This window comes from Myceligenerans salitolerans, from assembly GCF_017349295.1.
Taxonomy (GTDB): domain Bacteria; phylum Actinomycetota; class Actinomycetes; order Actinomycetales; family Cellulomonadaceae; genus Myceligenerans; species Myceligenerans salitolerans.
This window is the reverse complement of record NZ_JAFMPK010000047.1, coordinates 906,176-924,258: the sequence shown is the minus strand read 5'-3', so window position 1 is coordinate 924,258 and position 18,083 is coordinate 906,176. Positions and strand designations below refer to the sequence as shown.

The 18,083-nt window shown below is 70.3% G+C and carries 19 protein-coding genes; 13 read left to right on the top strand and 6 right to left on the bottom strand.

All coding sequences use genetic code 11. From position 1 onward, the window contains the following. Positions 1 to 55 precede the first annotated feature (55 nt). Positions 56 to 667: a DUF3043 domain-containing protein gene (locus J0911_RS20905; RefSeq protein ID WP_307865148.1), complete on the bottom strand. Its 612-nt coding sequence runs from the start codon at positions 665 to 667 to the stop codon at positions 56 to 58. A 39-nt stretch (positions 668 to 706) separates the two neighbouring features. Between J0911_RS20905 and J0911_RS17640 the strand changes: the two genes are divergently transcribed. Further along, complete coding sequence (locus J0911_RS17640) at positions 707 to 2,107, top strand: dipeptidase (protein ID WP_372434898.1); 1,401 nt, start codon at positions 707 to 709, stop codon at positions 2,105 to 2,107. Between the two features lie 183 nt (positions 2,108 to 2,290). Here J0911_RS17640 and J0911_RS17635 read toward each other — a convergent pair whose 3' ends face one another. The 3 genes from J0911_RS17635 to nadA all read right to left on the bottom strand — a co-directional run bounded on the left by J0911_RS17635 (position 2,291) and on the right by nadA (position 4,806). Further along, complete coding sequence (locus J0911_RS17635) at positions 2,291 to 2,851, bottom strand: acyl-CoA thioesterase (RefSeq protein WP_207276746.1); 561 nt, start codon at positions 2,849 to 2,851, stop codon at positions 2,291 to 2,293. A gap of 31 nt (positions 2,852 to 2,882) precedes the next feature. Continuing rightward, on the bottom strand, positions 2,883 to 3,533 hold the full coding sequence (locus J0911_RS17630; RefSeq protein WP_207276745.1) for a DJ-1/PfpI family protein: 651 nt from the start codon (positions 3,531 to 3,533) through the stop codon (positions 2,883 to 2,885). Positions 3,534 to 3,600: 67 nt separating this feature from the next. Further along, positions 3,601 to 4,806, bottom strand: coding sequence for a quinolinate synthase NadA (gene nadA, locus J0911_RS17625; RefSeq protein ID WP_207276744.1), 1,206 nt, complete (start codon positions 4,804 to 4,806; stop codon positions 3,601 to 3,603). Positions 4,807 to 4,982: 176 nt separating this feature from the next. Between nadA and J0911_RS17620 the strand changes: the two genes are divergently transcribed. From J0911_RS17620 to J0911_RS17590, 7 genes are all read left to right on the top strand, one after another. Beyond that, complete coding sequence (locus tag J0911_RS17620) at positions 4,983 to 5,612, top strand: hypothetical protein (protein ID WP_207276743.1); 630 nt, start codon at positions 4,983 to 4,985, stop codon at positions 5,610 to 5,612. 129 nt (positions 5,613 to 5,741) lie between these two features. Continuing rightward, positions 5,742 to 6,095 carry an iron-sulfur cluster insertion protein ErpA gene (gene erpA, locus J0911_RS17615; RefSeq protein ID WP_207276742.1) on the top strand — a complete coding sequence of 118 codons (354 nt, stop codon included), beginning with the start codon at positions 5,742 to 5,744 and terminating at the stop codon, positions 6,093 to 6,095. 245 nt (positions 6,096 to 6,340) lie between these two features. After that, complete coding sequence (locus tag J0911_RS17610) at positions 6,341 to 7,480, top strand: cysteine desulfurase family protein (RefSeq protein ID WP_242636770.1); 1,140 nt, start codon at positions 6,341 to 6,343, stop codon at positions 7,478 to 7,480. Continuing rightward, positions 7,477 to 7,773 carry a sulfurtransferase TusA family protein gene (locus tag J0911_RS17605; protein WP_207276740.1) on the top strand — a complete coding sequence of 99 codons (297 nt, stop codon included), beginning with the start codon at positions 7,477 to 7,479 and terminating at the stop codon, positions 7,771 to 7,773. The genes J0911_RS17610 and J0911_RS17605 overlap by 4 nt, the downstream gene beginning before the upstream one ends. 145 nt (positions 7,774 to 7,918) lie before the next feature. Then, positions 7,919 to 8,875, top strand: a complete 957-nt coding sequence (ctaC, locus tag J0911_RS17600) for an aa3-type cytochrome oxidase subunit II (protein WP_443677268.1) — start codon at positions 7,919 to 7,921, stop codon at positions 8,873 to 8,875. Further along, positions 8,875 to 10,689, top strand: a complete 1,815-nt coding sequence (gene ctaD / locus J0911_RS17595) for an aa3-type cytochrome oxidase subunit I (RefSeq protein ID WP_207276738.1) — start codon at positions 8,875 to 8,877, stop codon at positions 10,687 to 10,689. Before ctaC ends, ctaD begins: the two co-directional genes overlap by 1 nt. After that, a complete protein-coding gene (locus tag J0911_RS17590; RefSeq protein WP_207276737.1) occupies positions 10,686 to 11,099 on the top strand; it encodes a cytochrome c oxidase subunit 4 in 414 nt (137 codons plus the stop codon). The genes ctaD and J0911_RS17590 overlap by 4 nt, the downstream gene beginning before the upstream one ends. 79 nt (positions 11,100 to 11,178) lie before the next feature. Here the strand turns inward: J0911_RS17590 and trpD are convergent, their stop codons facing one another. Together trpD and J0911_RS17580 are read right to left on the bottom strand one after the other, a co-directional pair. Next, positions 11,179 to 12,210: an anthranilate phosphoribosyltransferase gene (gene trpD / locus J0911_RS17585; protein ID WP_207276880.1), complete on the bottom strand. Its 1,032-nt coding sequence runs from the start codon at positions 12,208 to 12,210 to the stop codon at positions 11,179 to 11,181. A gap of 104 nt (positions 12,211 to 12,314) precedes the next feature. Then, complete coding sequence (locus J0911_RS17580; protein ID WP_207276736.1) at positions 12,315 to 12,755, bottom strand: response regulator; 441 nt, start codon at positions 12,753 to 12,755, stop codon at positions 12,315 to 12,317. Between the two features lie 186 nt (positions 12,756 to 12,941). Between J0911_RS17580 and ctaE the strand changes: the two genes are divergently transcribed. The 5 genes from ctaE to J0911_RS17555 all read left to right on the top strand — a co-directional run bounded on the left by ctaE (position 12,942) and on the right by J0911_RS17555 (position 18,003). Beyond that, positions 12,942 to 13,595: an aa3-type cytochrome oxidase subunit III gene (gene ctaE / locus J0911_RS17575; RefSeq protein ID WP_207276879.1), complete on the top strand. Its 654-nt coding sequence runs from the start codon at positions 12,942 to 12,944 to the stop codon at positions 13,593 to 13,595. A 111-nt stretch (positions 13,596 to 13,706) separates the two neighbouring features. After that, the gene (gene qcrC / locus J0911_RS17570; RefSeq protein WP_207276735.1) at positions 13,707 to 14,486 is read left to right on the top strand and encodes a cytochrome bc1 complex diheme cytochrome c subunit; all 780 of its coding nucleotides are present in this window, start codon (positions 13,707 to 13,709) and stop codon (positions 14,484 to 14,486) included. A 5-nt stretch (positions 14,487 to 14,491) separates the two neighbouring features. Then, a complete protein-coding gene (gene qcrA, locus J0911_RS17565; protein ID WP_207276878.1) occupies positions 14,492 to 15,550 on the top strand; it encodes a cytochrome bc1 complex Rieske iron-sulfur subunit in 1,059 nt (352 codons plus the stop codon). Beyond that, a complete protein-coding gene (qcrB, locus tag J0911_RS17560; protein ID WP_207276734.1) occupies positions 15,547 to 17,277 on the top strand; it encodes a cytochrome bc1 complex cytochrome b subunit in 1,731 nt (576 codons plus the stop codon). Before qcrA ends, qcrB begins: the two co-directional genes overlap by 4 nt. A 96-nt stretch (positions 17,278 to 17,373) precedes the next feature. After that, positions 17,374 to 18,003, top strand: coding sequence for a superoxide dismutase (locus tag J0911_RS17555; protein ID WP_207276733.1), 630 nt, complete (start codon positions 17,374 to 17,376; stop codon positions 18,001 to 18,003). Positions 18,004 to 18,083 lie beyond the last annotated feature (80 nt).

Sequence of the window (18,083 nt, the reverse complement as noted above, 5' to 3'; positions counted from 1 at the left end):
TCGTCGGCAGCCGCTTCGTGGTGCCCGGGGTGCCCGCCGGAGGCGGCCCGGGGCGTCAGCTCGGGAAGTGACCGTGCTTTTTGTGGACCGGCCGGGGCAGGCGCGAGCGGCGGATCTGGTAGGAGCGCGAGACCGCGTACATCATCGTTCCGCCCGGCACCTCGCCGAACTTCGCCAGCAGCCGCTTCTTCAGCCCACGCCACATGACGACCGCGTCGATGATGGTCAGGAACAGGAACCCGTACATCCCGACGAACAGCACGATCGTCAGCTCGGCCAGCTGACTCGCCAGGAACGAGCCCAGCAGCATGACGATCGCCACCGGCAGGAAGAACTCTCCGAGGTTCCACCGCGCGTCGACGTGCTCGCGCACGTACGCCTTGACCTGGCCCTGGTCCCGCGGCGGCAGGTGCCGGGCCATCCGCGGGTCGGTCGGGTTCTGCATCGCGGCCATCGCGAGGTCGCGGGCCCTGCGGTCCTTCTCCCGCGCTGCCTGGCGGGCCGCCTTGCGGTCGTCCGGCACCAGCGGTCGCTTGTTCGCCGCCTGTGCGTCCTTGCGCTTCGGCGTGGCGCGGCCCTTGCCCGACGTCGGCTGCTCGGTCACCTCGTCCGGGGCGTCGCCGACCGGGGTCACATCAGAGTTGGTGGACTTGCTGCGGGAGAACACCGAACAATCGTAGTCGGTGTCCGGCCCGCCGCGGGTACCGTGGGCCGCGTGACTGAACCGATCACCTCCTCCACGCCACTCGCCGACGCCACCGCGCTGCGCGAGCGCGTCGCCGAGCTGTTCCCGGCGCTGCGCGCCGATCTCGAGTCGCTCGTACGCATCCCGAGCGTCGCGTTCTCGGGCTTCGACCAGGCCCACGTCGCGGCGTCGGCCGACGCCGTCGCCGCGCTGCTGCGCGACGCCGGCCTGCCCGACGTGCGGATCCTGCGTGCTCCCAAGCCCGACGGGTCCGACGGCGCCCCCGCGGTCGTCGCGCGCCGCCCGGCGCCCGCGGGCGCGCCCACGGTCCTGCTGTACGCACACCACGACGTGCAGCCCCCGGGGGACGCGGCGGCCTGGGACGGCGAGCCGTTCGAGCCCACCCCGGTGGGTGAGCGCCTGTACGGCCGCGGTGCCGCGGACGACAAGGCGGGGCTCGTGGCCCATCTGGGTGCGCTGCGTGCTCTCGGCGAGGACCTCGCCTGCGGCGTCACGGTGTTCGTCGAGGGCGAGGAGGAGGACGGCTCACCGTCGTTCCGCGCGTTCCTGGAGAAGTACCGCGAACTGCTCGCCGCCGACGTGATCGTCGTCGCCGACTCGATGAACTGGAAGATCGGTGTCCCGGCGCTGACCACCTCCCTGCGCGGCCTGGTCGACGGGTACGTCGAGGTCGAGGTCCTGGAGCACGCCGTGCACTCCGGAATGTTCGGCGGCCCCGTGCTCGACGCCCTGACGCTGCTCAGCCGTGTCATCGCGACCCTCCACGACGAGGACGGCACCGTGGCCGTCGAGGGTCTGGTCGCCGCGCCCGAACCCGCCGTCGACTACAGCGAGGAGGACTTCCGTGCGGACTCGTCCCTCCTGCCGGGAGCGGAGCTCGCCGGGACGGGATCGATCGCCGGGCGCCTGTGGTGCAAGCCCGCGCTCGCGGTTCTCGGCATCGACGCGACGCCGGCCGCCACGGCGTCGAACACGATCACGGCGAGCGCCCGGGCGAAGCTGTCGCTGCGGCTCGCGCCCGGACAGGATCCCGGCGCCGCCGCGCAGGCGCTCGAGCGGCACCTTCTGGCGCACGCGCCGTTCGGCGCGAAGGTGACGTGGACCTTGAAGGAGACGGGCAGGCCGTTCCTCGCCCCGGCCGACTCGGCGGCGATGCGCGCCGCGCGGGACGCGTTCGCGGCGGCGTGGGGCACCCAGCCGGTCGACATCGGCGTGGGCGGGTCCATCCCGTTCATCGCGGACCTGCTCGAGGTCTTCCCGGACGCGGCGATCCTGGTCACCGGTGTGGAGGATCCGGACTCGCGGGCGCACGGCGCGAACGAGTCGGTTCACCTCGGTGAGCTGGAGAAGGTGGTCCTGGCGGAGGCGTTGCTCCTGAGCAACGTGGCGACGGGCCTCTGAGCGCGAGCGCCTGCCGCCCGGCTCCGTGACCGCCCGCGCGGGTGCGGAGCCGGGCGGGCACGCGCTGACGCTCCGGCGTCAGGCTTCGACCCGGGTCGGGCCTCGACCGGGCGTCAGGCCTCGACCGGCGTGAGGCTTCGACCGGGGGTCAGGCCTCGACCGGCGTGAGGCTTCGACCGGGGGTCAGGCATCGACCCGCGGGCGGGGTGCGACGTCGACGACGCGCGCCCACGCCGCGACGTCGTCGGGCAGGGCGGGGCTCTCGGGCGGGTTCGCCTGTCCGTGCGCCTGTGCCAGCCCCTCGACCACGACCGACGGTGGGATGCGGTCGTTCGTCAGTGAGTGGAGGAACCGCGTGGCGACGATGCCGCGCGCGCAGAGTTTCTCGCGTCGCGTGAACACCTGCTCCATGTAGAAGCAGCGCTCGTCCCATCCGAGCACCCGGGTGGTGAGCTCGAACGTGTCGAACAGCTTCAGCGAGCGCCGGTACTTCATGGTCGACGCGGCCACGACGGCGCCGAACTTCTTCTCGCGGCCCAGGGCCGCGCCGCCCATCTCGGCGACGTGCCGGAATCGCGCCACGTCCATGAGCTGCAGGTATGAGCCGTTGTTGACGTGCATCAGCAGGTCGAGGTCCTGTGGCAGGACGCGCATGGTGTAGACGGACGGGTCCAGGAGCGAGCGGCCGGGGACGCGCTTGCGGGGGAAGATCCCGGTCCACGCGAGCTGCAACATCCGAGTCATAGGACGGAGGCTATACCCGGCACCGTCAGTACTAGATACTTTGCTGTCCGAGCATGCCGCCCGGCCCGGGCGTCCCGCCGAACCACGGTGCGCCGGCTCCCTCGTACTCGATGACACGGCGCACCGCCTGCGCGACGGCCGGCGTCTCCAGACGGGAGACCAGGTGCAGCGCCATGTCGATCCCGGCGGCCACGCCCGCGGAGGTGACGACGTCGCCGTCGTCCACGAACCTGGCCTCGGTGTCGATCATGACGCTCGGGTCGAGCTTCACCAGTTCGTCGAAGCTGTCCCGGTGCGTCGTGGCCACCCGCCCGGCGAGGAGGCCCGCCGCGGCGAGCGGCAGCGCGCCGGTGCAGACGCCCGCGACCACGGCGGTCCGCCGGCGCATCGCACGCAGCCAGTCCAGGTGGTGGGGCTGGTCGACCAGCTCGCGCGTGCCGATGCCCCCGGGATAGACGAGCAGGTGCAACGGCCCGACGTCGTCGGCCGCGTGGGACGGCACCACGCGCAGGCCGCGGGCGAGCCGGACGCCGTTCCCGTCCCACGAGAACGTCGAGACGGCCGGACGGAGTGCCGAGTGGTCGGCCCAGACCGAGAGCACCTCGAAGGGGCCGACGACGTCGAGCTCCTCCGCGCCGTCGAAGACGAAGATCCCGATCCGCAGCCCGCCGTTGCTGCCCATCGCATCCCGCTCCCTCGTCGGAGTTCCGTGGCCGCCGGCCGTCCGGCGGCCTGTTGTGCGCCCCCGATCAGATCCCGGGCAGTGCCAGCATCTGGTCGAGTGCCACCCGTGCCCAGTGCGCGTCGTCGGCGTCCACCACGATCCGGTTCACCATCCGGCCGGCGGCCAGCGACTCCATCGCCCACACCAGGTGCGGGAGGTCGATCCGATTCATAGTGGAGCAGAAGCACACGGTCTTGTCGAGATAGTGGACCTGCAGGTCCGGGTGCTCGCGCGCCACACGCCGGACCAGGTTGAGCTCGGTACCCACGGCCCACGACGAGCCGGGCTCGGCCGCGTCCAGCTTCTTGATGATGTACTCCGTCGAGCCGACGTAGTCGGCGGCCGTGACCACCTCGTGCTTGCACTCGGGGTGCACCAGCACGTTGACGCCGGGAACCTGGGCACGGATGTCCGTGACGTTCTGCTCCGAGAACCGGCCGTGCACCGAGCAGTGGCCACGCCACAGGATCATCCGTGCGTCGTCGAGCTCCTGGGCCGTCAGGCCCCCGTCGGGCTTGCGCGGGTCGAAGACGACGCAGTCGTCCAGCGACAGGCCCAGCTTCTGCACCGCGGTGTTGCGCCCGAGGTGCTGGTCCGGAAGGAACAGCACCTTGCCCGTTCCCTCCACGCCCCTGGTGCCACCGACCTGGTCGAACGCCCAGCGCAGCGCCACCTCGGCGTTCGACGACGTGCACACCGTGCCGCCGTGCCGTCCGGTGAACGCCTTGATCGCGGCGGAGGAGTTCATGTACGTCACGGGGATCGTGTCCCCGGCCACGCCCAGGTCCTGCAGGACGGCCCAGGCCTCCTCGACCTGGCCGATCTCCGCCATGTCGGCCATGGAGCAGCCCGCCGCCAGGTCCGGCAGCACGACCTGCTGCGCGTCCGAGGTGAGGATGTCCGCGCTCTCCGCCATGAAATGCACACCGCAGAAGACGATGTACTCCGCCTCCGGGCGGGCCGCCGCCTCGCGCGCGAGCTTGAACGAGTCGCCGGTGACGTCGGCGAAGTCGATGACCTCGTCGCGCTGGTAGTGGTGACCGAGGACGAACGCCCTCTGGCCGAGGGCGGCGCGCGCCGCCCGGGCGCGCTCGACGAGATCGGGGTCGCTCGGCGCCGGCAGGTCACCGGGACACTCGACACCGCGCTCCGAGCTCAGGTCGCGCCCCTGTCCCAGCAGCAGGAGCGGGGACGGCGCAGGCTCGCGGAAGTTCTCCAGCAGGGTGCTCACGAAACCATGGTGACACACCGCATCGGGGCGCCCAGGTGCTCATCCACAGGCCGCTCGCGGGTGCGGGCGGTGGTCCGTCCGAGGACGTCCGGCGGCCCGGCTCCGCGCCCGCCGCGACGTTCCCGCCGCCGCCGAGCGCGCGCGGACCGGCCCGGACGAGACGCTAGCCTCGGGGTATGCGTGTGGTCGTGGTGGCACAGGACGACGGTGTGGCCCGCCGGCTGGCGTCCGCGTGGCGAGAGGCAGTGCCCGGGGTCGCCGCCGAACCGTTCGGCGTCGGCCTCGCGCCACCGGCGTCTCCCGAGGCACCCGCCACGGTCGCCGGAGCACCGCTCGCAGGCGCCTCCGTGCCCGACGGCGGTTCGGCGGCCGGGGGAGCGGGCACCGGCACCGGGGGCGGCGCCCTCCTTGGTGACGGCCCCGCGCACCCCGGCTCCTCCTCCCGGCCCGTGGTCGTCGCCGGCACACGCCTCACGGTCGGTGCGCCGCCGCCCGAGGCGCCTGGTCCCCCGGTGCCGCGTTCCGCGCTCCCGAGCTCCGACGCCGGCGCCCTGTCCGCGCTGGCCGCGGCCTGTGACGTCGTCGTCGCGTGGGTGGCGGTGCTCGACGCCGGGGCACTGCGTGCCGGGCCCGTCGCCGAGGCGGCCGCGGCGGCGGCACCCCACGCGGTCCCGGTCGTCGCGCTCGCGGACCGGGTCGAGGTCAGCCGTCGCGAGCTCGCCGCAGCCGCCGTGAGCGGCGCCCACGAGGTGCACGACGACGACGTCGGCCGCGTCGCGCGGTCCTGGACGCCGGGATGGGCGTGACGCCCGTCACGGAGTCATCGACGGTGCGGGCGTAGGATCGGGAACAGAACCCGGTGGACCGGTGTTGCGAACCGACGAGAAGACCGCCAAGGCAGCGCGACGCGTGCCAGAGCAGGAGCTGGAGCCAAGATGACCGAGACCGCCTCCGAAATCGCCACCCACGGCGTCAACCTCACCGACTTCGCGGCCGACAAGGTACGCAGCCTGCTCGAGCAGGAGGGGCGCGACGACCTTCGTCTTCGTGTCGCGGTGCAGCCCGGCGGCTGTTCCGGGCTGATCTACCAGCTGTACTTCGACGAGCGCCTGCTCGAGGCGGACACCCTGCGCGACTTCGGTGGCGTCGAGGTCGTCGTCGACAAGATGAGCGTTCCCTACCTCGAGGGCGCCACCATCGACTTCGCGGACACCATCGAGAAGCAGGGCTTCACGATCGACAACCCGAACGCCGGCAGCGCCTGCGCGTGCGGCGGGTCGTTCAGCTGATCTTCCCCACGACGGCGGTCGCCGGTCCCTCACGGACCGGGCGGCCGCCGTCGTCGTCTGCACGGCACGCCGGCGCCGCCGCGACGACTCGCGCGCACCGCCGGTGTCCGCTTGGCCAGGCGAGCGGCCGGCCGGCCGCAGGGTGATCGGTGGCGCGAACAGCCGGCCCCACGGCAACGGACCGATCACCCGGGGAGCGAGTGATCGCACCGGACCGACGACGTCGGTCAGGGAGGATGGGCGGTATGGAGAGTTCCCCGCCGGCCCGTGTCCACCTCGACAACGGGGGCCGGGCGCCCTGGCACCCGCTCGCCCGCGAGGCGTTCCTCCAGGCGCTCGACGACGGCTGGGCCGACCCACGGCGCCTGCACGCCGAGGGTCGCCGGGCGGCGCGGCTGGTGGACGGGTCCCGCGAGGCGGTGGCCGCCGTGCTCGGCGTGCGCACCGAGGAGGTCCGCTTCACGCACAGCCACACGACCGCCCTCCACCGCGCGATCACGGCCGGCACGACGGCCCGGCGTCGTCGAGGGCACCGGATCGTCGTCGGTGCGACCGAACGCGCGGCGGTGCTGCACGCCGCCGATTCCGCGGGGGAGCGCGAGACCGTCCCCGCCGACCGGCTCGGCCGCGCGGACGCCGGCGTCTTCGGCGAGGCCGTGAGCCGTGCCGGGGTCGCACTGGCCGCACTCCAGCACGCGAACGGAGAGGTCGGCACCGTCCAGCCGATCGAGCGGGTGCACGAGGCCGCCCGTGCGGCCGGGGTTCCGCTGCTCGTCGACGCCGGGGCGAGCCTCGGTCACGTGCGCGTGCCCGAGACGTGGGACCTGTTGGCGGCCGACCCGGCCGACTGGGGCGGCCCGGCCGGCGTCGGCGTCCTGGCCGCGAGAGGACACGTGCGGCTGCCGGGAACCGGACCCGAGGACCCCGAGCCGTGGGCGCCCGGCGGGGTGAGCGTGCCGGCGGCCTTCGCCGCGGCCGTCGCCCTGGAGGCGGTGCAGGCCGACCTCGCCGCGGCCGACGCCCGCCGCCGTGAGCTGGTGGACCGGATCCGCGCGCGCGTCGCGGACGTCCCGGACGTCGAGGTCGTGGGCGACCCCGACGTCCGCCTTCCGCACGTGGTCACGTTCTCCTTCCTCTACGTCGACGGCGAGGCGCTCGTCACGGAGCTGGACCGGCACGGGTTCGCGGTCGGCTCCGGCTCGGCCTGCACGGCGAGCACCCTCGAGCCGTCGCACGTCCTCGCCGCCATGGGTGTGCTCACGCACGGCAACGTCCGGATCGCGCTCGACCGGACCACGTCGGCCGAGGACGTCGGGCGATTCCTCGCCGTGCTGCCGCAGGCGGTGGCGAAGGTCCGGGAGACCCTGGGGGTGCGAGGGCTGTGAGCGCACCACGGGAGGGAGCGCCCGACGGCGCGGGAACCGCACCGGACCCGGCGCAGGGCCCGGCCGAGGTCGTCGACGCGCGAGGCCTTCGTTGTCCGCTGCCCGTGATCCGGCTGGCCGCGCGGGCGAAGGATCTCGCCGGTGGGACCGAGGTCTCGGTGGTCTCGACCGATCCCGCGGCGCAGCACGACGTGCCGGCGTGGGCGCGGATGCGAGGACACGAGACGGTCGCCGTCACCAAGGTCTCCGGGGACTGGACGATCACCGTGCGGCTACGACGTTCTGACACGTGAAGCATGTGTGTCCGAACGGCGAGGGCTGAGGCCGTGGAGTGCGTGACTCGTCACACTTGCCCCGGGCGCTGTGGGTCATCGCGAGCACCCGCGGCGCGCTAGGCTGCCACCTATCAGATGGTTCTGCGTGGAGCCCGGGTGCACGTTGTGGTCGTGCGCCGGTACGCACCGCCGGACGAGACGTGAAAGGCCACCCTTGCACTCGAAGCCCTCGACCCGCACCAGGCGGGCCGCTCTGCGTGCGTCGGCACTCGCCGTCGTCGTCGCGGGGCTGGCCACCGGTTGCGCCAGTGAAACCGTCCAGCGCGGTTATCTCCCCGGCTATGAGGACGGGGAGGTGACGAACCAGACCGCCGACATCACCCAGTTGTGGGTGGGCTCGTGGGTGGCGGCCCTCGCCGTGGGCCTGATCACGTGGGGCCTGATCCTGTGGTGCATCGCCGCCTACCGCAAGCGCCGTGACGACCACCGGCTGCCCGTGCAGACCCGGTACCACATGCCGCTCGAGATCATGTACACCGTGCTGCCCACCCTGATGGTGCTCGCGCTGTTCTGGCACACGGACCGTGTCATGACGACGATCACCGAGCCCGAGGACGAGCCCGACGTGCGCATCGGCGTCATCGGCAAGCAGTGGAGCTGGGACTTCAACTACCTCGACGAGGGCGTCTACGAGTACGGCGAGCACGTGGCCGACCCGGGCGGCGTGACCCGGGACAAGCTGCTCGACGCCGAGCCGGGCACCGACGTCGACGCGCCCACGCTGTACCTGCCCGTGGGCCAGACGGTCGAGTTCCAGCTCGACTCGCGGGACGTGAACCACTCCTTCTGGATCCCCGCGTTCCTCTACAAGGAGGACCTGATCCCGCACCACACCAACTACTACCAAGTGACCCCTGAGCGCGAGGGCACGTACGCCGGCAAGTGCGCCGAGCTCTGCGGCGAGTTCCACTCGGGCATGCTCTTCAACGTCAAGGTCGTCTCCCAGGAGGAGTTCGACGCGCACATGGAAGAGTTGCGTGCCGCGGGCCAGGTCGGCGAGCTCGGTCTCGACCTCGTCCGCGAGCAGGGTCCCATCGACGCCGAGGAGGCTGAGCACTGATGGCCACCGCAACCCACGCGGACGTGGTCCCCGGTCTGCGCGAGGACCGGCAGTCCTTCGGCAAGGTCGTGGTCAGCTGGATCACGTCCACCGACCACAAGACGATCGGGTACATGTACCTGATGACGTCGTTCCTGTTCTTCTGCCTCGGCGGCCTGATGGCGCTCGTCATCCGCGCCGAGCTGTACGAACCGGGAATCCAGCTGGTGCAGAGCAAGGAGCAGTACAACCAGCTCTTCACGATGCACGGCACGATCATGCTGCTGCTGTTCGCCACCCCGCTGTTCGCGGGCTTCGCGAACGTCATCATGCCGCTGCAGATCGGTGCGCCCGACGTCGCGTTCCCGCGGCTGAACATGTTCTCCTACTGGCTGTTCCTGTTCGGTGGCCTCATCGCCTCGGCAGGCTTTCTCACGCCGCAGGGCGCGGCATCGTTCGGCTGGTTCGCCTACACGCCGTTGTCGTCCACGACGTTCAGTCCAGGCCTCGGCGGAGACCTGTGGGTCTTCGGTCTCGCACTTGCCGGATTCGGCACCATTCTCGGTGCGGTCAACTTCATCACCACGATCATCACGATGCGTGCGCCCGGCATGACGATGTTCCGCATGCCGATCTTCACCTGGAACACGCTGATCACCAGCCTCCTGGTGCTGATGGCGTTCCCGCCGCTCGCCGCGGCGCTGTTCGCGCTCGGCGCCGACCGCCGGCTCGGGGCCCAGGTGTTCAACCCGGAGAACGGCGGCGCGCTGCTCTGGCAGCACCTGTTCTGGTTCTTCGGGCATCCCGAGGTGTACATCATCGCGCTGCCGTTCTTCGGCATCGTGTCGGAGGTCCTCCCGGTCTTCTCCCGCAAGCCGATCTTCGGCTACGTCGGCCTGGTCTACGCGACGATCGCGATCGCCGCCCTGTCGGTGACGGTGTGGGCCCACCACATGTACGTGACCGGTGCGGTGCTGCTGCCGTTCTTCGCGTTCATGACGATGCTGATCGCGGTACCGACCGGCGTGAAGTTCTTCAACTGGATCGGCACGATGTGGCGAGGAAAACTCACGTTCGAGACCCCGATGCTGTGGAGCATCGGGTTCCTCGTGACCTTCCTCTTCGGTGGCCTGACCGGCATCATCCTGGCGAGCCCGGCGCTGGACTTCTCCCTGTCCGACTCGTACTTCGTCGTGGCCCACTTCCACTACGTGGTGTTCGGCACCGTCGTTTTCGCGATGTTCGCGGGCTTCTACTTCTGGTGGCCCAAGATGACCGGCAAGATGCTCTCCGAGCGTCTCGGGAAGCTGCACTTCTGGCTGCTGTTCGTCGGCTTCCACATGACCTTCCTCATCCAGCACTGGCTGGGTGTCTGGGGCATGCCGCGCCGTTACGCGGACTACATGCCGGAGGAAGGCTTCACGATCGCCAACCAGGTGTCCACGATCGGGGCGTTCATCCTCGCGGCCTCGACGCTGCCGTTCCTCTGGAACGTGTACACGACGGCGCGCAACGCGCCGAAGGTCACGGTGGACGACCCGTGGGGCTACGGCCGTTCGCTGGAGTGGGCCACGGCCTGCCCGGTGCCCCGCCACAACTTCACGTCGCTGCCCCGCATCCGCAGCGAGTCGCCGGCGTTCGACCTGCACCACCCCGAGGTCGTGGCGATGGAGCACCCGGAGTACGACCGCGGTGTACTGACGAACATCTACGGCGAGGCCGACCGCCGCGGCCAGGACGTCCAGGCGCAGGAGCGCAAGCTGTCCGGCACCGACGAGCCCGCGCAGAGCTCGACGATCGTCGCCGACGACCGTGACGAGGAGGACCGCAAGTGAAGATCGAGACCAGGCTGTTCATCGCCGGGGCGCCCCTGTTCCTCCTGGCCGCCGCGGTCTACGGGTTCTGGACCTACAACACGTCCGAGGGCTGGGAGCCCGTCGGCACGCTGTGCATCCTCCTCGTGGGTGCCATGGTCTTCATGGTCGGCTTCTACCTGATGCTCACCGCGAAGCGGATCGACGAGCGTCCGGAGGACCAGGTGGACGCCGAGATCGCGGACGGCGCCGGGGACCAGGGCGTGTTCGCCCCGTGGAGCTGGTGGCCGCTGGCCATCGCCGGCTCGTCCGCGCTCGCCTTCCTCGGCATGGCCGTGGGCTGGTGGATCCTCGGCATCGCGATCCCGTTCGGCATCATCGCGCTGGTGGGATGGGTCTTCGAGTTCTCTCGCGGCCAGCACGCACACTGAGGCGGCTCGCCTTCCCGACGACGGAACCCCCATGGGCCCGCGGGCTCATGGGGGTTCCGTCGTGCTCGCCGGGAGGCGTCTACGCCGCCACCTCGATCCAGCGGCCGAGGGCCCGCTGGGTGGCGCCCGTGTCGATCGACCGGGCGGCATGGGTGAGACCGGCCGACAGGCGGTCGGTCAGCGAGCCCGACGCCGTACCCTCCAGCGTGCCGTCCGCCACCAGGGCGGCCGCCGCGTTGAGCAGGACGGTCTCGCGGACCGGGCCCTGGTCCTCGCCCGAGAACACCCGGCGGGCGACCTCGGCGTTGTAGGCGGCGTCCGCCCCCCGCAGATCCTCCACCTTGATACGGGTCATACCCAGGTCGGCCGCCGCATCCAGGCGCTGTTCGGCGACCTTCCCGTCGCGGACCTCCCAGATCGTCGTACCGGCGGTGGCGGCCAGTTCGTCGAGGCCTTCGTCGCCGCGGAAGACGAGGGCGTTCGTGCCACGCTCGGCGAACACCCCGGCCATGAGCGGCGCCATGCGGGCGTCGGCGCAACCGACCGCGGTCGCCCGTGGCTGGGCGGGGTTCGTCAGCGGACCCAGGAAGTTGAACGCCGTGGGGACGCCCAGCTCCTTGCGGGCCACGCCGGCATGCCGCATCGACGGGTGGAACACCATCGCGAAGCAGAAGGTGATGCCCGCCTCCTGGGCGATCCGTGCCACCCGCTCGGGCGTGTGGTCCAGGCGGATGCCGAGCTGCTCCAGCACGTCGGCCGCGCCCGACGACGACGTCGCCGCCCGGTTGCCGTGCTTCACCACCCGGATGCCGCAGCCGGCGAGCACCACGGCCGCCATCGTGGAGATGTTCACCGTGTGGGCACGGTCACCACCGGTGCCCACGAGGTCCACCGTCGGCCCGGGGACGTCGATGCGGGTGGCGTGCGCGAGCATGGACTCCACGAGCCCGCCGAGCTCGTCGACGGTCTCGCCCTTGACACGCAGCGCCACGAGGAAACCGGCGAGCTGCACCGGCGAGACCTCACCGGTCATCACCTGGTCCATCGCCCAGGCCGCCCGCTCCTTGCCCAGGTCCTCGCCGGCCATCAGGGAGGTCAGCAGGCTCGCCATCGTCGGTTCGCCGCTCGCTGCGGTGGTCACGCTCTCGGTCACCTTGCTCGTCGTCGTGGTGGTCGTCGGTCCGGGCGTCGCGCCGGTCATCCTGCTGGCCGGGCTCACAGCAGGTTCGCCACGGCGGCCTGCACGGCGATGGGGTCGAGCGGACGGCTCACGGTCCCGTCGGCCTGCGACCACGACGCCAGCCACGAGTCCTGCGGCCGCCCCGTGAGCACGAGGACCGGCGGGCAGTCGTAGAGCTCGTTCTTCAGCTGACGGCACACCCCCATGCCGCCCGTCTTGTCCGCCTCGCCGTCCAGCACGAGCAGATCCCACTGGCCGGAGTCGGCCGCGTCGACGACGGCGGCCGCGGTGGCGACCTCGTGCCAGACGATCTGGGGCGCGTCGGCGGAGATCCGCGGGCCGACGGCGAGACGCACCTGCTCGCGCACGCTGCGGTCGTCGCTGTACAGCAGGATTCGCGGAGCCGGGCCGGACGGCGTCGTGCGGCCCGGCGTCGTCGCGGACGCGGGGGAGGGAACTGTGGTCACGTCAGTCATCGAAGGGCATCCTCTCGCGGGTCAGGTCCCCCGGCATCGTGGCACATCGGATGCCCCGTTGGCAGGGTGGTCCGGGGACGTTTTCATGGCACTGTGGCGCTCGGCGTCATCAAGCGACGGCTTTGTGACATTCTTCGCGTGCTCGGCGGCCTGCTCGGTCATCACCGGTGGTTCATGTCAGCCATAATGGCTGACGTGTCGACCGCAACGGCTGCAGCCACTCATACCCACCAGCACGTGACAGTGAACCGTCCGAACCCCGTGTCGGTCGGGACCATCGTCTGGCTCGCCAGCGAACTCATGTTCTTCGCGGCGCTGTTCGCGATGTACTTCACGGTGCGGCAGGTGATGCCGGCCGAGGAATGGGCGGCGCAGACCGACCACCTGAACATTCCCTTCGCCGCGATCAACACCACGGTCCTCGTGCTCTCCTCGGTGACGTGCCAGATGGGTGTGCTCGCCGCCGAGCGCTTCCAGCCGCGGCGCAGGGGCAGCATCTGGGCCTTCTGGTCCTGGGGCATGCACGAGTGGATGGCGCTGACCTATCTCATGGGCGCTTTCTTCATCGGCGGCCAGGTCCTGGAGTACGCGGAGCTGGTGCACGCGGGCCTGACCATCTCGTCCAGCCCGTACGGCTCGGTCTTCTACCTGACCACCGGCTTCCACGGGCTCCACGTGGTGGGCGGCCTGATCGCCTTCCTGTTCCTGCTCGGCCGTTCGTTCGCCGCTCGACGCTTCGGGCACCACGAGGCCACCACCGCGATCGTCGTGTCGTACTACTGGCACTTCGTCGACGTGGTGTGGATCGCGCTGTTCTTCGTGATCTACATCCTGCAGTAGGCCTGGTCGCCCTCCGGTCGCGGCAGCGCCGACACGGCATGTCACATTCCGAGCCGGCAGGGCGTCACAAGAGAAGATGCAAGTACTCACGCACGAGACGAGGATCAATCCGTGAAGGCACTCGCCGCCCGCAGGCATCACCGGCTGGCGCCGGTCGTGCTCCTGCTGATGGCGCTGCTGGTCACCGGCGGCGTGTACGCCGCTCTGGCGCCGACTGAGGCGCAGGCAGAGACCGTCAGCACCGAGGACATCGAGACGGGCAAGAAGCTCTTCCAGGCGAACTGCGCCACCTGCCACGGCCCGAACGCCGAAGGCACCGAAGGCGTGCCCTCCCTGGTGGGCGTCGGCGCCGCCGCCGTGGACTTCCAGGTGTCGACCGGCCGGATGCCGATGCAGGCGAACGGCCCGCAGGCGATGGCGAAGCCGCCGCAGTTCGGCCCCGAGCAGACCGCCGCGCTGGCCGCCTACGTCTCCTCGCTCGGCCCGGGCCCCGCGATCCCCACGGACGAGCAGGTCGACGCCGAGCTCGGTGACGCCGCGAACGGCGCCGCGCTGTTCCGCACCAACTGCGCCATGTGCCACAACGCCATCGGTGCCGGCGGCGCGCTCAGCGAGGGCAAGTTCGCCCCGGCGCTGTTCGACACCAGCGAGCGGAACATCTACCAGGCGATGCAGACCGGCCCGCAGTCGATGCCGGTCTTCAACGACGCCAACATCACCCCCGACGAGAAGCGCGACATCATCGCCTTCCTGGTCGAGCAGCGCGACGGTTCCGCCGGTGGTGCCTCGCTCGGCTCCCTCGGCCCGGTCAGCGAGGGCGTGTGGGCCTGGGCGGTCGGCCTCGGCCTGCTGATCGGCGCGGCAGTCTGGATCGGAGCGAAGTCCTCGTGAGCGACATGAACCACCCCAACGACGCCTCCACCGAGGTGACGGCCGCCGACGGCGCGGGCACCGAGGTCGCCCGTTCGGACACGTTCACCGACCCGGGCGTGCCCGCGCACAAGCCGCGTCTGTCCGACCTCGACCCGAAGTCGGCGAAGCGCAACGAACGCCTCGTGACCTTCCTGTTCGTCGTGTCCTGTCTCGGAGCGGTCGGCACCCTCGTCGCCTACGTGGCGGTGCCGCCGGAAGGAACCACCGAGAGCGTGCGGCTCTCGACGCTGCTGCTCGGTGTCGGCATGGCCGTTTCCCTGCTGGGTATCGGTATCGCCGGCATCCACTGGGCCAAGGCCCTGATGGGTGACGCCGAGATGGTGCAGGACCGGCACCCGATCCGCAGCTCCGACGCCGTCCGCGCCGACGCGGTGCGCGACCTCGACGAGGGAATGCAGGACTCAGGCGTCGTCGGTCGCCGTGGCCTGCTCAAGGGTGCCGCGCTCTCGGCGCTGGCGCTCTTCCCCCTGACCATCGCCGTGCCGCTGATCGGCTCCGTGGGCGGCGACTGGAACGTGTCGAAGTTCAAGCACACGATGTGGAAGAAGGGCACCCGCCTCGCGCTCGACCCGTCGGGCCGCCCCATCAAGGCCAGCGACGTGAACATCGGCTCGGCCTTCCACGTGATCCCGGAGACCACGGAGGAGTACCGTGAGACCCACGAGTGGATCACCGAGAAGTCCAAGGCAGTGGTTCTCATGGTGCGGGTACGCCCGGAGGAGCTGAGGTCGGACCAGTCGCCCGAGGGCGAGCAGTGGTCGTACGACGGCATCGTGGCCTACTCGAAGATCTGCACGCACGTCGGCTGCCCCGTGGCGCTGTACGAGCAGCAGACCCATCACCTGCTGTGCCCCTGCCACCAGTCCACGTTCGACGTGGCCGACAGCGCGAAGGTGGTGTTCGGCCCGGCGAAGCGTCCGCTGCCGCAGCTGCCGATCACCGTCGACGACGAGGGCTACCTCGTGGCACAGGACGACTTCGCCGAGCCCATCGGCCCGAGCTTCTGGGAGCGTCTGAAGTGAGCACCGCACACGACACCACGACGGCCGGGGCGGCTGCCGAGCCGACGACGCGCGTCGGCAAGGCGGCGGACTATCTCGACCAGCGCACCAGCATCGGTGTGGCGGTCAAGGAGTTCGCGCGCAAGGTCTTCCCGGACCACTGGTCGTTCATGCTCGGTGAGATCGCGCTGTTCAGCTTTGTCGCGCTGCTCATCTCGGGCGTGTTCCTGACCATGTTCTTCGAGCCTTCGATGGCACTCACGGAGTACCACGGCGAGCACCCGGCCTCGGCGCACGGCCAGACGATGTCGGTGGCGTACGCGTCGACCCTCGAGATGTCCTTCGAGGTGCGCGGCGGCCTCCTGATGCGCCAGATCCACCACTGGTCGGCGTTGATCTTCATGGCGGCGATCGTCGTGCACATGATGCGCGTCTTCTTCACCGGCGCCTTCCGCAAGCCGCGCGAGCTGAACTGGCTCGTCGGGTTCACCCTGCTGATCCTCGGCATGGCCGCCGGCTTCTCCGGCTACTCGCTGCCCGACGACGTGCTGTCGGGCAACGGTCTGCGCATCACCGACGGTGTGGTGAAGTCGATCCCGGTGATCGGCTCCTACATGTCGTACATGATCTTCGGTGGTGAGTTCCCGGGCGAGCACATCATCCCGCGCCTGTTCACGGTGCACATCCTCATCGTTCCGGCGCTGATCGTCGCGCTCATCGCGCTGCACCTGTTCCTGATGGTGCTGCACAAGCACACGCAGTTCCCGGGCGGTGGCCGCACCGACAAGAACGTCGTGGGTTACCCGGCCCTCCCGGTCTACGTGGCGAAGATGACCGGCAACTTCTTCATCGTCTTCGGTGTGCTGGCCCTCATGGGCGCCACGATGGCGATCAACAACGTCTGGAACTACGGACCGTACGACCCGTCGCCGGTGTCGGCCGGCGCCCAGCCCGACTGGTACATGCTGTTCCTCGAGGGATCGCTACGACTCATGCCGGGGCAGGGCACGGAGTGGGAGATCTTCGGCTACACGCTGTCGTGGAACATCCTGGTGCCGGCGGTCATCGTGCCGGGCATCCTGTTCACGTTCCTCATCGTGTACCCGTTCGTCGAGGCGCGGGTCACCGGCGACAAGCGGGAGCACCACGTGCTCGACCGCCCGCGCAACGTCCCGGTGCGTACGGCCCTCGGCGTCGCCTTCCTCGCGGACTTCATCCTGCTGGCGGCCGCGGGCTCGAACGACCTCATCGCCACCCATTTCGGGATGTCGATCAACCAGATCACCTGGGTGTTCCGCATCCTCTTCTTCGTGCTGCCGGTGGTGGCGTTCGTGGTCACCAAGCGGATCTGCCTCGGCCTGCAGCGCAAGGACCGGGAGCTGGTGCTGCACGGCAACGAGTCCGGGCGCGTCGTACGGTACGCCAACGGCGAGTACGTCGAGGTCCACACCCCGCTGGACGACCAGGAGCGCTGGCTGCGCGTCAACTACGACTCGCCGGCGCCGCTGGAGGTCGAGCCGAAGATGGATGCTCGCGGCGTCAAGCGCAAGGGCTACGGCGCGGACAAGCGCTGGCAGCGTCTGTCCCGGTTCTTCTACGAGGACCGCGTGGAGCCCGTGACGCCGGCGGAGTTCGCCGCGGCGCACGCCCACGGTGACCACGAGGCGATCGAGGCCGGTGGGCGCCAGGCCATGCCTGCCGCTGTCGGTACCGGCCGCACGGACGGCACAGACTCGCAGGAGCACTGAGCGACCTGCGGAAACAAGCGATGGCCCGGCCCCTCACCCGTTCGCGCGGGCGAGGAGTCGGGTCATCGTCGTCTCATCGAGGAGGAACTACGCACAATGGCTGAGTACAAGCTCCCTGACCTGAGCTACGACTACGGCGCCCTGGAGCCGCACATCTCGGCGAAGGTGATGGAGCTGCACCACTCCAAGCACCACGCGACGTACGTCAAGGTCGCCAACGAGACGCTGGAGAAGCTCGCCGAGGCGCGCGACAAGGGTGACCTGGGCTCGATCAACCAGCTCGAGAAGAACCTCGCGTTCAATCTCGGCGGCCACGTCAACCACTCCGCCTTCTGGACGAACATGTCCCCCGAGGGGGGCGGTGAGCCGACCGGTGAGATCGGTACCGCGATCGACGAGCACTTCGGCTCGTTCGAGAAGTTCAAGGCCCACTTCACGGCCGTCGCGACGACCGTGCAGGGTTCTGGCTGGGCCATCCTGGCGTGGGACTCCATCGGCGAGAAGCTCGTCGTCGTCCAGCTCTTCGACCAGCAGGGCAACATCCCGATGGGCCTGACGCCCATCGTGCTGCTCGACTGCTGGGAGCACGCCTACTACCTGGACTACCTGAACGTCCGCCCGGACTACATCAAGGCCTGGTGGAACATCGTCAACTGGGCCGACGCCTCCGAGCGGCTGGCTCGCGCGAAGGCTCAGACGTCCGGCCTGATCGTCCCGACGGTCTGATCCGGGCGTAGCAGGCAGAGGGTCGCGCCTCGTCGCGACCCGGGCCACGACGACGGCGGTCCGTGCCCTTTCCGCGGTGA

Bases quoted from the DNA above. Each gene is read 5' to 3' on its own strand.
- J0911_RS17610 (WP_242636770.1), top strand. From the start codon at position 6,341: ATGGAGAGTTCCCCGCCGGCCCGTGTCCACCTCGACAACGGGGGCCGG.
- J0911_RS17630 (WP_207276745.1), bottom strand. From the start codon at position 3,533: ATGGGCAGCAACGGCGGGCTGCGGATCGGGATCTTCGTCTTCGACGGC.
- erpA (WP_207276742.1), top strand. From the start codon at position 5,742: ATGACCGAGACCGCCTCCGAAATCGCCACCCACGGCGTCAACCTCACC.
- J0911_RS17620 (WP_207276743.1), top strand. From the start codon at position 4,983: ATGCGTGTGGTCGTGGTGGCACAGGACGACGGTGTGGCCCGCCGGCTG.
- J0911_RS17580 (WP_207276736.1), bottom strand. From the start codon at position 12,755: ATGACTGACGTGACCACAGTTCCCTCCCCCGCGTCCGCGACGACGCCG.
- qcrA (WP_207276878.1), top strand. From the start codon at position 14,492: ATGAACCACCCCAACGACGCCTCCACCGAGGTGACGGCCGCCGACGGC.
- ctaD (WP_207276738.1), top strand. From the start codon at position 8,875: ATGGCCACCGCAACCCACGCGGACGTGGTCCCCGGTCTGCGCGAGGAC.
- J0911_RS17635 (WP_207276746.1), bottom strand. From the start codon at position 2,851: ATGACTCGGATGTTGCAGCTCGCGTGGACCGGGATCTTCCCCCGCAAG.
- ctaE (WP_207276879.1), top strand. From the start codon at position 12,942: ATGGCTGACGTGTCGACCGCAACGGCTGCAGCCACTCATACCCACCAG.
- J0911_RS17555 (WP_207276733.1), top strand. From the start codon at position 17,374: ATGGCTGAGTACAAGCTCCCTGACCTGAGCTACGACTACGGCGCCCTG.
- trpD (WP_207276880.1), bottom strand. From the start codon at position 12,210: ATGGCGAGCCTGCTGACCTCCCTGATGGCCGGCGAGGACCTGGGCAAG.